Origin of the sequence: Kitasatospora sp. NPDC090091 (genome assembly GCF_044747365.1) — a bacterium.
GTDB lineage: Bacteria > Actinomycetota > Actinomycetes > Streptomycetales > Streptomycetaceae > Kitasatospora.
The window spans coordinates 184,169-198,793 of sequence record NZ_JBIVDY010000013.1 but is presented as its reverse complement, the minus strand read 5'-3'; the positions used below and the strand labels follow the sequence as shown (position 1 = coordinate 198,793).

Here is a 14,625-nt window from a genome sequence, read left to right as displayed (position 1 = left end):
TTTCCCGGGTTGTTCGGTCGGGCTCTTCGGTCGGGTTGTTCGGTCCGGTTCTTCGGTCGGGCTCTTCGGGCCGGTTCTCGGGCCGGCGTTTCGGCCGGGCGGAAGCCCGTTCAGGCGGCGGCCGGTCCGTCGTCCTGCTCGACGTGGCGCTTGAAGTCGTTCAGGTCGTCGATGACACGGCGGTCCACGAAGCCGAGCACCTCGGCGAGGTGCTCCCAGAGCCCCTGCGGTTCGGTCTCCAGCTGGAGCATCACCCGGGTCGTCCGGTCGTCCACGGAGTGGAAGGTGACCACGCCGCTGTGGCGCACCGGGCCGCCTCCGCCGTCCCAGGCCACCCGTTCGCCTTCGACGACTTCCGTCGTCACGGCCTCGAAGTGCCGCCGGCCGCCCGCGGTTTCGATCACCCAGCTGCTGCCCTCGGGCCCGGACACGTCGACGCTCACCACGCCGCGCATGAAGCGCGGGAAGTCCTCGCACCGGACCCACTGCCGGTAGACCTCGCCGAGCGGCGCCGCCACCTCGACCGACTCCTCGATCCGTCCCATCGTCTCCTCCTCGACCTCCGGTAGCTGCTTCCGATGCCCCGCTGTCCCGCGCTGTCCCTCGATGCCGCCGCCCGTGCGGCGGCCCGGCTGTCCGCGTGCCCCGATCCCCGCCGGGCATGCACGGCGAGTTCCGCCCACGTCCGCCCCGCACCCCGCGGCGTACGTCCGGCCGACCGCCCGTGCGGCCGTTCACACAACCCTCACAGCGGGAGGGGACATGGAGCCGGCCTCCGGGGGTACCCGGGGACGGACCGTACGCCGAGGGGAAAGGACCGACATGGCCACGACCAGTGACGAACTCCTCCACCGCGCGACAGCCCCGGCCCCGGACGAGGCCTCGGCGGTCGACTCGCCGGGCACCCTCCATGCCCTCGCCCCGGAGCTCGACGGCATCCAGGACTCGCGGCAGGTCGCGCCCGGTGACGCGCGCGAGCTGACCCGCGTCCTGCTGGCCCGGCTCGCGACGCTGGAGGAGGGCACCCGCGAGTACTCCTACGTGCGGGCCACGCTCATCGAGCTCAACCTGTCCCTGGTGCGGTTCGTGATCCGCCGGGTGGGCAACCGTCAGGAGCCCGAGGAGGACTTGATACAGGTCGGCTCGCTCGGCCTGATCAAGGCGATCGACCGTTTCGACCCCGGCCACGGGGTGGAGTTCACCACCTTCGCCGTGCCGACCATCCTCGGCGAGATCCGCCGCCACTTCCGCGACACCACCTGGGCCGTCCATGTGCCGCGCCGGCTCCAGGAGCTGCGCATCACCCTCGCCAGGGCCCGTGACGTGCTGTTCCAGCGTCTCGGCCGCTCGCCGACCGTCGCCGAGCTCGCCGGACACCTCGACCTGCCGGAGGAGGAGGTGGTCGAGGGGCTGGCGGCCGCCAACGGCCACACCGCCGGATCCCTGGACGCCCCGTCGGCCGACGGCCAGGACGACGACCCGAGCCCGCTCGCCCAGCGCCTCGGCCGGGAGGACCCGAGGTTCGCCGCGATCGAGAACCTGATCGCCCTCAAGCCCCTCATCGCCGAGCTGCCCGAACGGGACCGGCTCATCCTTTCCATGCGCTTCGGCGAGGATCTGACCCAGTCCCAGATCGGCGACCGCCTCGGGCTGTCCCAGATGCACGTCTCCCGTCTCCTCAGCCGCACGCTGAAGAAGCTGCGCGCGGGGCTCAGCGCCACCTGAACCGGCAGTACGGCACCGGAGTTCACGCGACGCGGCCGCCCGGAACGGACGCGGCGCCCCGGCGCCGGGCCGCGTCGACCGAACCGACGCGCCCCGGCGCCGGGCCGGGACCACATACGACGCCACGCACGCCACCCGAGGTCTGGCCGCACCCCGGGCGGCGTGCGTAGGCTCGTGGAGCAGACCCGTGGAGGGGAACACGACGACGATGCCAGCCGAGAAGACGATGCCCGCTGAGAACGAGCCCGCCACCGTGCCGCCGGCCACCGGCCCCGACGAGCCCTCCTGGCCGGCGAGCGCCCGGTCCGCGCCCGACCTGGTCGTCCACACCCGGCACACCGACACCCGGGCGGCCGTCTGCACGCTGGCGGGCGACCTCGACATCGAGACCCTGGAACCCGCCAGGAACACGCTCGACGACCTGGTGGAGCAGCATCCGCCGCTGCTCGTCGTCGACCTCGGACGCGTCGCCTTCTGCGACTCCTCCGGCCTGAACCTGCTGCTGCAGACCAGGATGGCGGCCGCCGCGGCGGACGTGGGGTTCCGCCTCGCGGCGCCCTCCGCCACGGTGCAGCGCCTGCTGGAACTGACCTGCGCCGACACCGTGTTCTCGGTCCACCCGTCGCTGGACGCCGCGCTCGCCGCACCGCTCTGACCACCCGCCCCCGGGCGGCGGTCACGAGTGGGCACGCATGATCCGGCGACGGCCGGGCAACCGAGCAGGCGAAGCGGAACCAGAGCTGCCGAATCCGAAGGGGAACCCGCTCATGACGACCAGCCGGGCAACCCTGGACGACGACCGGCCGGGCACCGGTCCCACGCTGCCGCCCGGCGGACAGCGCCGGCGCCTGCACCTGGCCGGGCTGCCGAAGCCCGTCGCCCGTGCCCGGGCGTACACCGTGCAGGCCGTCGCCGACTGGTCGTGGCCGGTGAGCGCCGCCGGCGCCGACGACATCGTGCTCCTCGTCGCCGAACTGGTCGCCAATGCCATGCTGCACGCCGGCGGCCCCGTGGACCTGGTCCTCGACGCCTCGCAGGCGCGCCTGCGGATCGAGGTCAGCGACCGGTCGACCGCCCTGCCCGAGCCGCGCCGGCCGCACCGCCCGGGACTGCCCGGCGGGCACGGGCTCTTCATCGTCCAGCGGGCGGCGACCCGTTGGGGCGCGCTGTCCGACGGCGACGGCAAGACGGTCTGGGCCGAGATCGACACACTGCCCGCACGCCCGGGCAGCTGACGCGCGAGGCCCCGACCGCCGCCACGGGGCCCGTCGCACCTGCTACGGGGCCGGTGCTGCCGCACCCGTCACGGGCTCCAGCCGCAGGCGCCGGCTCGGCCACGGCGGCGGCGTGGCCGGACCGAACCAGACCCGGACGTCCTCGCCCGTGCGGACGGGCAGCAGCGGGTAGTCGTTCTCCGCGTGCTCGGTCCGGTGCAGCGCATGGCCCGGGCCCAGGTGCCGGGCGGCGTACGCGTCGAAGGCGGCCGCGTCGGACGGCCGGCAGATCGTCACGACCACCTCGCGGGCGCCCGGCTCCGGTGCGAAGCCCGGGCCGCGCAGCAGCAGGACGTCGTCACTGTCGACCATGGTCGCGTTGGCCGTGTCGCGGTGCCGCCGCCAGAGCGGGCCGGTGTAGAACGCCTCCAGCGCACGCCGGCGGTGCACCATGTCGGGGAACGCGCGCAGCCAGACGAAGCGGTCGGGGTCGTCGAGGTCGCGGAACCGGCCGCCGACCGTGATGCCGACCGCCTGCTGGCCGGCGACGAACTCGCGCTCGAACAGCTCGACCAGCGTCTCCCGGGCACCGGGGTGCAGGGTGTACTGCCGCAGTTCGACGATGCTCATGCGCCGGCCTCCCCGGCGCGGGTCGGGTCCGTGGTCCGGTGGGGGACCGGCGGTGGGGTGAGAGGGCGGCCGGCCGCGTCGCAGGGGCCGTGCAGGAAGTCGAAGTCGTCCATGCGACGCAGGTTAGGGGCGCTCCACTGACATCCCCTGTCAGTGGATACTGGGCGGCATGCGCGCGAGCCGGCTGGTCACCCTGCTTCTGCTGCTCCAGAACCGGGGCCGGATGACGGCCCGGGAGCTGGCCGGGGAGCTGGAGGTCTCCGTCCGGACGGTCTACCGGGACGTCGACGCGCTCGCCGCCGCCGGCATCCCGCTCTACGGCGCCGCCGGACACGCAGGCGGCTACCGGTTGGTCGCCGGCTACCGGACCCGCCTCACCGGGCTGACCGCGGACGAGGCGCAGGCCGCGTTCCTCGCCGCGCTCCCCGGGGCCGCCGCCGAGCTCGGCCTCGGTGAGGCGCTCGCCACCGCCCAGCTCAAGCTCCGGGCGGCCCTCCCGGCGGAGCTGCGCGAGCATTCCGGCCGGATCCAGGAGCGCTTCCTGCTCGACGCCCCCGGCTGGTACGGCGACGCCGGCCGGACGCCGCACCTCGCCGCCGTCGCCGCCGCAGTGTGGTCACGGCGGGCGGTGGTGCTGCAGTACCGGCGCTGGCGCGCGCCGGAGGAGATCGAGCGGCGGGTCGAGCCGTACGGGCTCGTGCTCAAGGCCGGCCGCTGGTACCTGGTCGCCGGCGGCCCGTCCGGAATCCGCACCTACCGGGTCGACCAGATCATCGAACTCCACTCCCTGGAAGAGGAGTTCACCGTCCCGGAGGGCTTCGGGCTGGCCGCGCACTGGCGCCGCCACCTGGCCGACTTCCGGGCCCGGCTGCACACCGGGGAGGCCCTGGTCCGGCTCACCCCGGAGGGCGCCCGCCGCCTCGGCGTCACACCCCGGGGCGACGGATGGACGGAGGCCCGGGTGCCCATCGAATCGATCGACCACGCCCACGGCGAGTTCCTGCGGCTGGGCACCGACATCGAGGTCGTCGCACCGCCGGAACTCCGCCACCGCATCGCCGAGACGACCCGCACCCTCGCCGCCCGCTACGGCAGCTGACGCCCCCGGCCGGACAGGACCTAGGCGGACAGGGCCTCGTCGTCGTTCGGCTCCGCGCAGGTGGCGGCCAGCTCGTCGAGGGAGAGGTCGAGGGCGTAGGCGAGGGCGGCGATCGTGAAGAAGGAGGGCGTGGGGGCGCGGCCGGTCTCGATCTTGCGGAGGGTCTCGGAGGAGATGCCGGCCGCGGCGGCGATCTCGACCATCGAGCGCGTACCGCGCGCCTCGCGCAGTAGCGCGCCGAAGCGCTCGCCGCGCTCGCGCTCCCAGGGGGTCAGCGGGGTCCTCACCATGTCGTCGATCCTAATGCCGGCGCGCCCGCTTCCGCCGCCCCTCCGCCCGCGCACGTGACCGCTCGCGCCGAGCCCTCCGTGCGCCCGCCCCGCTGCGCCCCCGCTCAAGCCTCCTCGACCGTGATACAAATACCGGTATAAGAATTGGTTCCGGGCTCGGAAGGGGAGCGGCATGGTGGAGCTGAAGTCGGAGTCGGCGCTTGCGGCGATGCGTGAGGCGGGGAGGGTGGTCGCGGACGCCCTGGCCGCCGTGCGGGGGGCGGCCGCGGTCGGGGTGAGCCTGCTGGAGCTGGACGAGGTGGCGCGCGAGGTGCTGCGGAAGGCCGGGGCGAGCTCGCCGTTCCTCGGCTACCGGCCGGCCTTCGCGCCGGTGCCGTTCCCGGCGGTGATCTGCGCCTCCGTCAACGACGCCGTGGTGCACGGCATCCCGGACGGTCACCGGCTGCGCGACGGGGACCTGGTGAGCATCGACTGCGGTGCAGTGCTGGACGGCTGGGCCGGTGACGCGGCGGTCAGCTTCACGGTGGGGGCGCCGGCGGAGGCGGACGTGCGACTGATCGAGACCGCCGAGCGGGCGCTGGAGGCCGGGATCGCCGCGGCCGTGGTCGGCAACCGGCTCGGTGACATCGGGCACGCCGTCGCCCGCGTGGCGCGCGGGGCCCGGTACGGGCTGCTGGCGGGGTTCGGTGGCCACGGCATCGGGCGGCGGATGCACGAGGACCCACACGTCCCCAACGAGGGCCGCCCGGGCCGGGGTTACCCGCTGCGGCCGGGGCTGGTGCTGGCGATCGAGCCGATGCTCATCGCCGGCGGCCGGGACGACCACCGCACCGACCCGGACGGCTGGACCCTGCGCACCGCCGACGGCGCCCGGGCGGCACACGTCGAGCACACGGTGGCGATCACCGAGGACGGTCCGCGCATCCTCACCCTGCCGTAGCCGATTCCCCTCCTCCGCACCCGGGGTCTCCCGGGGAGACCGTGACCGGTGCCACGAGCGGTTCGTCGGTCGCCGGGAGTAGCGTGCGAGCCATGGACAAGGACTTCGCGGTGCGTGTCACCGTCCGCGGCTACGAGACCGACGCGCAGGGCCACCTCAACCAGGCGGTGTACCTCCAGTACGCCGAGCACGCCCGGTGGGAGCTGCTCCAGGCGGCCGGCGTGCGTCAGGCGGATCTGCTGGCCAAGGGGGTCGGACCGGTGGTGCTGGAGACCACCGTCAAGTACCTGCGGGAGCTGCGCGCGGGTGACGAGGTGGACGTGAGCTGCCGGTTCGTCTGGGCCGAGGGCAAGACCTTCCGGGTCGCGCAGACCATCACCCGGGCCGACGGCGTCCGTGCCGCCGAGGTGACCTGCGTGGGCGGGTTCCTGGACCTGGCGCAGCGGCGGCTGGTCGCGGACGCGCGGGAGCCGATGACCGCGCTGGCGTCGGACCCGGGGCTGCTCGGGCTCTGAGCCTCCGGGCGCCCTCGCCGACGGCCCTGCCCGGAAGCCGCCGCCCGGACGCCGCCGCCCGCCGCCCCCGGCGCGGTGCCGTCCGGGCGGGTGACCCGGCGGGTGGGTACCGCCCGATCGGCCGACGCGTGCGAGAGCATGCGTCTCGGCGGGCCGGTGCGCGGCGACGGGAGGCGGGCGAGGTGATCGGTGGGGTCCACCTGGAGGCGCAGTGGCGCCGGGAGGCACTGCGGACCAACCTGTGGGTGGTGCCGATGCTGGAGGTGCTGCTCGCCGGGCTGCTGTTCCTGGTCACCTGGTCCGTGGACCGCGCGGCCCACCGCGGAGAGCTGGTGCTGCCGGGCTGGGTGATCAGCGGCACCGCCGACGCCGCCCGCCAGATCCTCGCCGCCATCGCGGCGGCGCTGATCACCGTGGTCGGCGTGGTGTTCTCGATCATGATCGTGACGCTGACGCTGGCCTCCACCCAGTTCGGCCCGCGGATGCTGCGGACCTTCATCCGCGACCGCACCACCCAGCTGACCCTGGGCACCTTCGTGGGGACCTTCTTCTACGCCGTCCTGGCCCTGGTGGTGATCGGCCCCTCGTCGGTCGGCGAGTTCGTCCCGCACCTGTCCATCACGGTCTGCATGGTCCTGGTGCTGGCCGACCTCGGGGTGCTGATCTACTTCATCCACCACATCGCGACCTCGATCCAGCTGCCCCGGGTCATCGCGAGCATCGCCGCGGAGCTGTCGGCGGCGATCGAGGCGGGTGCGGGCGAGCCCGTGCCGGTCGGCGGGGTCGAGCGGGGGCCCACGGCGGCCGAGCTGCACGCCCGGCTCGACGCGTCCGGGGCGGCTGTCCCCGCGCCGGCCAGCGGCTACCTGCAGTTCGTCCGGCACCGGACGCTGGTCCGGATGGCGACCGAGCTCGACGCCGTCATCCGGCTGGACCACCGGCCGGGGCACTTCCTGGTGCAGGGGCACCAGCTCGCCACGGTCTGGCCCGCCACGGCGGCGGCGGAGGTGACCAGGAGCTTCGCCCGCGCCCACATCACCGGCCCGACCAGGACGCTCGCCCAGGACATCGCCTTCGCGGTGGACCAGCTGGTGGAGATCGCGATCCGGGCGCTGTCCACCGCGGTGAACGACACCTTCACCACCCTGACCTGCATCGACTGGCTGGGTGAGGGGCTGTGCCGGATCGCCTCCCGCTGGCATCCGGACCCGGTGCACCGGGACGCGGCCGGCCACATCCGGGTGATCGCCGCCCCGGTGAGCTACGAACGGCTGGTGGAGCGCGCGTTCGAGAAGATCCGGCAGACCGCCCAGGGCATGCCCGCCGTGCTGATCCGCCAGCTCGACGCGCTGGCGGAGATCATGGTGGAGACCACGACCGAGGCGCAGCGCGAGGTGCTGCTCCGCCAGGCGGCGATGATCGACCGGCTGGGCGCGGAGTCGGTGCCCGAGCCGGCCGACCGGGAGGACGTCCACCGCCGCTACCTGGCGGTCCTCGCCGTCCACGCGAGCCGGGCCGCCGGGCGGCCCTGACGTCGCGTCCGGCGTGGCGGCGCCGGACGCGACGTCAGGACCCCGGCATGGAGGCCTGAGGCAGGCCCTAGGAGAGCAGGCCGTCGTAGTCGGGGAGCTTGAAGGTCCGCTCGGCGTGGCCGCCCGTCAGGTCGGTGGTGTTGTTGCCGACGTTGGCGATGACGGTGTAGCCCTCCAGCTCGACCTCGGCGCGCTGGGCGGTCTTGAACTCCTGCACCGGCTGGAAGAGGTCGCCGAAGTCGCGGCCGTGCAGGCCGTCCACCGGGTAGCCGGCGCGCTGGAGCGCGCAGCGGGTCAGCGAGTCGATGAAGTCCGGGCGGGCGGTGACGAAGATGACCGCGACGCCGCGCGAGTGCGCGTAGGTGGCCAGGTCGAGGGACGGGCCGACCGCGGGCTGGCTGAAGGGGTGGAAGTGCGTCTGGAGCGTCGTGTTGTCGATGTCGAACACGATGGCCGGGCGGACGGCCGCGTTGGCACCGGAGGTGCGCTGCTCGACGTAGCTGCGGGCCCCGGCGAGGGACGTCCCGACGTCGGCCAGCCACTGGCTCTCCGTCACGGTGGCGGCGGCGCGGGCGGCGGCGGCCTGCGCGACGGCGGCCTGTGCGACGGCGGGCGCCGGCCGGGCGGGGGCGGCGGTCGCGGGGGAGGCCAGGCCCGCGACGAACACGCCGGCCAGGGCCACGGGGAGCGCTGCTCTGCCGGCCTTGCTGATTCCTGCCATCGGGAGCCCTTCTGTCGTGGTGTCGGGAGCCCGCGCGCATGTTCGACGACGCGGACATGGCGAATGTGACACACCGCGGGGAAGGACAACAGGGCCGTGCTGCTTACCAGCAGGTAACAATCTTCTGTGCATCCGGCGTGTGAACACCGGGAGCGGCTCCGCACCCCTCCGGGCGGAGGATCGCGGTGGGCCGGAGCTCAGCCCATCAGCCGGAGCCGGGTGGCCGAGACGCCCACGCGGACGGTCTGACCCCAGCTGAGCTCCAGCGCGTCGCTCTCGATGCCGTCGCCGAAGGCGACCAGGTGGTCGGACTCGACGGTGAGGACCAACTGCTGCTCGGCGTCGAGCAGTCCGTGGACCCGGCTGGTGCCGGTGGCGGGCGAGGGCCAGGCCTCCCGGACGAACCAGGCGAGGGCGGGCGCGGTCGACCCGGGCAGGGGGAGCGGGCTGCCGCGCTCCAGCCAGGCGGAGCGGCACCAGCCGGTGGCCCCGGTCCCGGTGCCGATCAGCACGCCGGAGGAGGCCTGCGCCTCGTCCGCCGGGCCGCCGGCGCCTGCCGGGCCGCCGGCGCCCGGCCCTTGGGGCGTGCTGCCCGCCACCGAGAGCCGGTACCGCGCCGTCTGGTGCCCCGGCCGGCCGACGTACACCTCGTTGAGCGCCAGCAGCCGCTGGGTGTCGTCCGCCACCGCCTCGACCATGGTCCGCTCCTCCACGTGCCGGTCGGCGCCGCGGTGCGCGGCGGCCGGCAGGAGGGCCGGCAGCGCGTCGGCCCGGTGGCGGACCAGCACGCCGGGGTTGCGGCCCGGGTCGGCGTCCACGCCGATCACCGGCTGGCCGTCGAGGTACTTGGCGACGTTCGCGACCAGGCCGTCCTGGCCGACCACGACCACCACGTCCCCCGGCTCGAAGAGGAACCGCGGCAGGTCCGCGCGCTCGACCCGGGTGCGCCGCCAGTCCAGCGGGACGGCGGCGGCGGCCCGGGCCAGGGCCTCGGCCTGGCGCCGGTGGCGCTGCTCGACCTCCGCGACGGAGCGTCCGCGCGAGGAGAGGAAGAAGGCGGCCTGCCCCGGAGTGCCGTGGTGGGCGATCAACTCCTCGTACTCGGTGCGGCGGTGGACGAGGACGGCCCGCGGTGCGAGGCTCACCGCTCGCCCCCGCCGCCGGCGAGCTTGGCGAGCAGTCCGGTGACGACGTCCGGGGAGAGGGTGACGCTGTCGATCCGGGGGAGGTGCTCGGCCAGCCGCATCAGCGCGAGCGCCCGCAACACGGCCGGGTCGGCCTGCTGGTGGGCGGTCAGCCAGGCTCCCTCGGCGGCGGCCTTGGCGTCGCCGAGGGCGCGTGCGGCGTCGGCCTCGGCGGTGGCGAGCCGGGTGCGGCGCTCCGCCTCGGCCTCGGTGCGGACCCGGTCGGCGACCGCCTCGTCCTCGGCCCGGAGCCGGGCGTTGGCGCCCCGCTGGGTGATCAACTCCTTTTCCCGGCGGGCGAGTTCGATCTGGTTGGCGAGCTCGTTCTCGGCGATGCCGCGCTCGTGCTCGACGGCCACCGCCCGCCGCTCGAAGGTCGCCCGGTCGGCCTCCTGCTGGACCAGCTCGCGGGCGGGGGTGCGCAGCGCCCGCTCCACCTCGGGCTCGGGGCGCAGTGCGACGACGCGGACGGCGATGACGGCGAGTCCGGTCTCGGTGATCCGCGGTTCGGCGGCGAGCCCGGCGGCCATCCGGTCGCGGACGGTGCTGACGCCGTCGACCAGGGCGGCGGCCAGCGGGGTGCGGGCGAGCAGGCCGAGCGCGTGCTGCTGGGCGGTCTCGGTGAGCAGGGTGGCGATCTGGTCGAGCGGGGCGGCGCGCCAGGCGCCGGTGTCGGGGTCGATCCCGAAGTCGACGCGGACCGCGGCGGTGGCGGGCTCGGTGATCCGGTAGGTCAGCGTGGCCTGGACGGTGACGTCCTGGAAGTCGGAGGTCCGGGCGTGGAAGAGCATCGCCAGTTCGCGGTCGTCCACCGGCACCTCGGAGAGCGCGGCGCTGAGCGGGCGGAACCAGAACGCCAGGCCGGTGCCGTCGTGGGCGACCTTGCCGCGGTTCAGGTGGCGGATGTGGGCGGTGGGGGCGGCACGCAGATGGCGCAGTCCGAAGCGGCGGGTGATGTCGGCCATGGGAGGCACCTCTTTTCGTCAGTCAGACGATATTGGGCGGCCGCCACTATCGTCAAGATGACGAAAAGTGCTGGCCGGTACAGCGGGCCCCAGCCCCCCGCCGGGTGCGCCCGCGTGGGCGGACGCCGCCGTGGGAGGATCGGCGGGTGCTGAGGATGCGAACGAACACGCGGCGGAAGCGGAGCCCCGGGCCGGCGCGCCCCTCGGCGGCCCTGGCCGCGGCCGCCCTGACCGCAGCCGCCGCCCTCGGGCCCCTCGCCGCCGCCCCGCCCGCCCGGGCGGCCGACGGTGCCGGACAGGCGTTCACCATCACCGACCCGCGGATCACCGAGTCCAGCGGGCTCGCGGCCAGCATCGCCCACCCCGGCGTCTACTGGACGCACAACGACAGCGACGACGGCCCGTACGTCTACGCCGTCGACTCCAAGGGGCGGACCGTCGCCACCGTCACCCTGCGCGGCATCGAGCCGCGGGACGTCGAGGCGATCTCGGTCGGGCCGGACGGGCGCGTCTACGTCGGGGACATCGGCGACAACCTCGGCGGCAAGTGGTCCGAGGTCTGGATCTACTCCTTCGCCGAGCCGGCCGAGCTGCGCGACCAGTCGGTGGACGTGATCCGCTACCGGGTGCGCTACGAGGACGGGCCGCGCGACGCCGAGGCGCTGATGGTCCACCCGGTCACCGGCCGGGCCTACATCGCCAGCAAGAAGCAGAGCGGGGGCGCCCTCTACCAGGGCCCGGAGAAGCTCGCGCCCACCGGCATCAACACCTTCCGCCGGATCGCCGACGCGCCCTGGGTCACCGACGGCGCCTTCTCGCCGGACGGCACCCGGCTGGTGCTGCGCGGCTACTTCTTCGCCACCCTCTACCGCTGGAAGGACGGCGCGCCGGCCGAGCTCGGTGCGCTCTCCGCCCCCTGGCAGAAGCAGGGGGAGTCGGTCACCTTCACGGCCGACGGCCGGGCGGTGCTCTACGGGAGCGAGGGCAAGGACAGCCCGGTCTGGCGGGCGCCGCTGGACGACGACGAACTCCCCGACACCGTCAAGCCGTTGCCCAAGTCCTCGCCGTCGGCCGCGGCCGGTGCGGGGGCGCCGCCGGCCGGCTCGTCGGCCGACCCGGCTGCCGGCGCCTCCGCCGGGGCGGCCGCCGCCGGCTCCTCCGACGGGCCGTCGGACCGGGCGCTCGGCGTGGTGTTCGTCCTCGCCGTGGTCGGCGCCGTCCTCGGCCTGCGCAAGAAGCGCAAAGCGTCCTGACCGGCGCAGGCGCGCGGGCCTGGTCCACGACACCGGGGCCGAAACCCGTTCCGGCGCGGCCCTGTCAAGTGGCCGGGACCGAACGGCCGTGGGCGAACGGTCCCTTCACTGCCGGGGCGCGCCGCCGGCCAGGTTTCCGGCTGGTCCCGATGAGGTGAATCTGTCGCCGATTTGTGACAAAGCTTGGCCAACACCCGCCCCGCGCGGGGTTTTCGTGGACGTAGTGTTCCGGCTATGTCACGGAAGAGTCGCCGCACCTCCACCCCCGACCCGGGCGACACCTGGGTCGCACGCCCCCGCCGCCGCGAGACACCGCTCGGCCTGCTGGGCCACGGAGTGAAGTTCCTCGGCTACAGCACGCTCGCCGGCGTGCTGCTCGCCGGGGTGGCCCTGCCGGCCGCGGGGGCGCTCGGGCTGACCGCCAAGAGCACCGCCGACAGCTTCGACAGCATCCCGGACGACTTCAAGACCCCGCCGCTGAACCAGGCCTCGCAGATCTACGACGCCAACGGCGGCCTGATAGCCAAGGTCTACGAGCGCGACCGCACGGTGATACCCGCCGACCAGATGTCGCCGCTGATCCGCACGGCACAGGTGGACATCGAGGACGCCCGCTTCTACGAGCACGGCGCCGTCGACCTCAAGGGCGTGCTGCGCGCGATCACCAAGAACGCCGAGAGCGGTGCCACCGTCCAGGGCGCCTCGACGCTGACCCAGCAGTACGTGAAGAACGTCAACGTGGAGAAGGCCGGCGACGACCAGGCCGCCGTCCTGGAGGCCCAGCGCAAGACCCTGGGCCGCAAGATCCAGGAGCTCAAGTACGCCATCAAGCTGGAAGAGGACCTGACCAAGGACCAGATCCTCACCAACTACCTGAACATCACGTTCTACGGGCACCAGGCCTACGGCATCCAGGCCGCCGCCCAGCGCTACTTCAGCAAGGACGCCAAGGACCTCACGCTCCCCGAGGCCGCGATGCTCGCCGGCCTGGTGCAGAACCCGTCGCAGTACGACCCGAAGCTGCACCCGGTGGCCGCCCAGAAGCGCCGCGACACCGTCATCGACAAGATGGTCGAGAACAAGCACATCACCGCCGCCCAGGCACAGGAGGCCAAGGCCGCGCCGCTGGGCCTCAGGTACAAGGAGCCGCAGAACGGCTGCATCACCGCCAACGCGGGCATGGGCTTCTTCTGCGACTACGTCCGCCACGTGGTGAAGCAGGACCCGGTCTTCGGCAAGACCGCCGCCGAGCGGAAGAAGCTCTGGGCCGAGGGCGGCCTGAACATCTACACCACGCTCGACCCGGTGAAGCAGGCCGCCGCCCAGAACGCCGTGACCAAGCGCGTCAACGTCACCGACCCGGTCTCCGCGGCCATGACGATGGTCGAGCCGGGCACCGGCAAGATCCTGGCGATGGCCCAGACCCGCCCCTACGGCCTGGACCCGAACAAGAACCAGACCGTCGTCAACTACAACGTCGACGCGTCGATGGGCGGCGGCAACGGCTTCCAGCCGGGCTCCAACTTCAAGCCGATCGTGGCCGCCGCGGCGCTGGAGGCCGGCCTCCCGCCGACCCAGCAGTACTCCGCGCCGAACCGGATGGACTGGCCGACGATGTCCACCTGCTCGGGCAACTGGAAGAACCTGAAGAAGGGCACCAAGGAGGGCAGCGTCCCCAACGAGTCCGCCAGTGAGGTCGGCCCCTACGACCTGAAGAAGGCGATGGCCCTCTCGGTCAACACCTACTTCGTGCAGATGGAGCAGGAGATCGGCCTCTGCGCGGTCAAGCAGATGGCCAACAAGCTGGGCATCGCCACCACGGCCAGCGGCGAGCAGCTCAAGGAGCTGCCCGCGATGGGCCTCGGCACCCAGGAGGTCAGCCCGCTGGTGATGGCGAACGTCTACGCCACCTTCGCCGCCCGGGGCACCTACTGCGCACCGGTCGCGATCAGCAAGATCTCCACCGTGGACGGCCGCGACGTGCCGGTCACCCCGGTCAAGTGCAACCAGGCGATCGCCCAGACCACCGCGGACGTGATCAACACCGTGCTGCTCGGCGTCACCGAGAAGGGCACCGCGCGCGACCTCGACCTCGACGACGGCCGGCAGATCGCCGCGAAGACCGGTACCGCGGACGAGAAGAAGGCCGCCTGGTTCAGCGGCTACACCGCCAACCTGGCCGCCTCGGTCTGGCTCGGCGGCCCCGCCAAGGGCGTCCCGATGAAGGACATCCGGATCGGCGGCAAGTACTACGACGAGGTCTTCGGCGCCACCGGGCCGGGCCCGATCTGGCGCCTGGGCATGAACCAGGCCGTCAAGAACATGCCGGAGGAGACCTTCCCGACCGTCTACATCCCGGACCCGCCCAAGCGCGAGCCCACCCCCAGCCCCGGCGCGAGCGGCAGCTCCGGATGGCCGACCTTCGGGCCGGGCTCCAACCGCCCGGAGACCGCGCCCGGTTGGCCCGGCGGCGGCCGCACGCCCAACCCCCGGCCCGGCAACCCGCGCACCACCCCGACCACCGGCGGCCAGGACGACGAGGGCTGACGCTGCGCGG

15 protein-coding genes are annotated in these 14,625 nt (G+C 73.8%); 9 read left to right on the top strand and 6 right to left on the bottom strand.

Annotation, left to right across the window (positions count from 1 at the left end):
• Positions 1 to 110: 110 nt before the first annotated feature.
• Positions 111 to 545 carry an SRPBCC family protein gene (locus ACIPSC_RS23680; RefSeq protein ID WP_400828084.1) on the bottom strand — a complete coding sequence of 145 codons (435 nt, stop codon included), beginning with the start codon at positions 543 to 545 and terminating at the stop codon, positions 111 to 113.
• 277 nt (positions 546 to 822) lie between these two features.
• Between ACIPSC_RS23680 and ACIPSC_RS23675 the strand changes: the two genes are divergently transcribed.
• From ACIPSC_RS23675 to ACIPSC_RS23665, 3 genes are all read left to right on the top strand, one after another.
• Positions 823 to 1,725 (top strand): RNA polymerase sigma factor SigF, encoded by a 903-nt coding sequence (locus tag ACIPSC_RS23675; RefSeq protein WP_400828083.1) that lies wholly within the window; start codon positions 823 to 825, stop codon positions 1,723 to 1,725.
• 208 nt (positions 1,726 to 1,933) lie between these two features.
• Positions 1,934 to 2,380 carry an STAS domain-containing protein gene (locus ACIPSC_RS23670; RefSeq protein WP_400828082.1) on the top strand — a complete coding sequence of 149 codons (447 nt, stop codon included), beginning with the start codon at positions 1,934 to 1,936 and terminating at the stop codon, positions 2,378 to 2,380.
• A gap of 112 nt (positions 2,381 to 2,492) precedes the next feature.
• Entirely contained in the window at positions 2,493 to 2,960 is a 468-nt protein-coding gene (locus ACIPSC_RS23665) for an ATP-binding protein (RefSeq protein WP_400828080.1), read from the top strand.
• A 42-nt stretch (positions 2,961 to 3,002) separates the two neighbouring features.
• Here the strand turns inward: ACIPSC_RS23665 and ACIPSC_RS23660 are convergent, their stop codons facing one another.
• The gene (locus tag ACIPSC_RS23660) at positions 3,003 to 3,569 is read right to left on the bottom strand and encodes an NIPSNAP family protein (RefSeq protein ID WP_400828079.1); all 567 of its coding nucleotides are present in this window, start codon (positions 3,567 to 3,569) and stop codon (positions 3,003 to 3,005) included.
• 169 nt (positions 3,570 to 3,738) lie between these two features.
• Between ACIPSC_RS23660 and ACIPSC_RS23655 the strand changes: the two genes are divergently transcribed.
• Positions 3,739 to 4,668, top strand: a complete 930-nt coding sequence (locus ACIPSC_RS23655) for a helix-turn-helix transcriptional regulator (protein ID WP_400828078.1) — start codon at positions 3,739 to 3,741, stop codon at positions 4,666 to 4,668.
• 20 nt (positions 4,669 to 4,688) lie between these two features.
• Here the strand turns inward: ACIPSC_RS23655 and ACIPSC_RS23650 are convergent, their stop codons facing one another.
• Positions 4,689 to 4,958: a helix-turn-helix domain-containing protein gene (locus ACIPSC_RS23650; RefSeq protein ID WP_400828077.1), complete on the bottom strand. Its 270-nt coding sequence runs from the start codon at positions 4,956 to 4,958 to the stop codon at positions 4,689 to 4,691.
• Between the two features lie 172 nt (positions 4,959 to 5,130).
• Between ACIPSC_RS23650 and map the strand changes: the two genes are divergently transcribed.
• The 3 genes from map to ACIPSC_RS23635 all read left to right on the top strand — a co-directional run bounded on the left by map (position 5,131) and on the right by ACIPSC_RS23635 (position 7,945).
• Positions 5,131 to 5,898, top strand: coding sequence for a type I methionyl aminopeptidase (gene map, locus ACIPSC_RS23645; protein WP_400828076.1), 768 nt, complete (start codon positions 5,131 to 5,133; stop codon positions 5,896 to 5,898).
• A 92-nt stretch (positions 5,899 to 5,990) separates the two neighbouring features.
• Positions 5,991 to 6,413, top strand: coding sequence for an acyl-CoA thioesterase (locus tag ACIPSC_RS23640; protein ID WP_400828075.1), 423 nt, complete (start codon positions 5,991 to 5,993; stop codon positions 6,411 to 6,413).
• Between the two features lie 182 nt (positions 6,414 to 6,595).
• Positions 6,596 to 7,945, top strand: coding sequence for a DUF2254 domain-containing protein (locus tag ACIPSC_RS23635; protein ID WP_400828074.1), 1,350 nt, complete (start codon positions 6,596 to 6,598; stop codon positions 7,943 to 7,945).
• Positions 7,946 to 8,012: 67 nt separating this feature from the next.
• Here the strand turns inward: ACIPSC_RS23635 and ACIPSC_RS23630 are convergent, their stop codons facing one another.
• The 3 genes from ACIPSC_RS23630 to ACIPSC_RS23620 form a co-directional block, all read right to left on the bottom strand.
• Complete coding sequence (locus ACIPSC_RS23630) at positions 8,013 to 8,666, bottom strand: HAD family acid phosphatase (protein WP_400828073.1); 654 nt, start codon at positions 8,664 to 8,666, stop codon at positions 8,013 to 8,015.
• A gap of 197 nt (positions 8,667 to 8,863) precedes the next feature.
• Entirely contained in the window at positions 8,864 to 9,811 is a 948-nt protein-coding gene (locus ACIPSC_RS23625; RefSeq protein WP_400828072.1) for a hypothetical protein, read from the bottom strand.
• Complete coding sequence (locus tag ACIPSC_RS23620; protein WP_400828071.1) at positions 9,808 to 10,815, bottom strand: SPFH domain-containing protein; 1,008 nt, start codon at positions 10,813 to 10,815, stop codon at positions 9,808 to 9,810. Before ACIPSC_RS23620 ends, ACIPSC_RS23625 begins: the two co-directional genes overlap by 4 nt.
• 155 nt (positions 10,816 to 10,970) lie before the next feature.
• Here ACIPSC_RS23620 and ACIPSC_RS23615 point away from each other — a divergent pair, with 155 nt between their 5' ends.
• Positions 10,971 to 12,068, top strand: coding sequence for a hypothetical protein (locus ACIPSC_RS23615; RefSeq protein ID WP_400828070.1), 1,098 nt, complete (start codon positions 10,971 to 10,973; stop codon positions 12,066 to 12,068).
• A gap of 234 nt (positions 12,069 to 12,302) precedes the next feature.
• Positions 12,303 to 14,615: a transglycosylase domain-containing protein gene (locus ACIPSC_RS23610; RefSeq protein WP_400828069.1), complete on the top strand. Its 2,313-nt coding sequence runs from the start codon at positions 12,303 to 12,305 to the stop codon at positions 14,613 to 14,615.
• Positions 14,616 to 14,625: the final 10 nt, after the last annotated feature.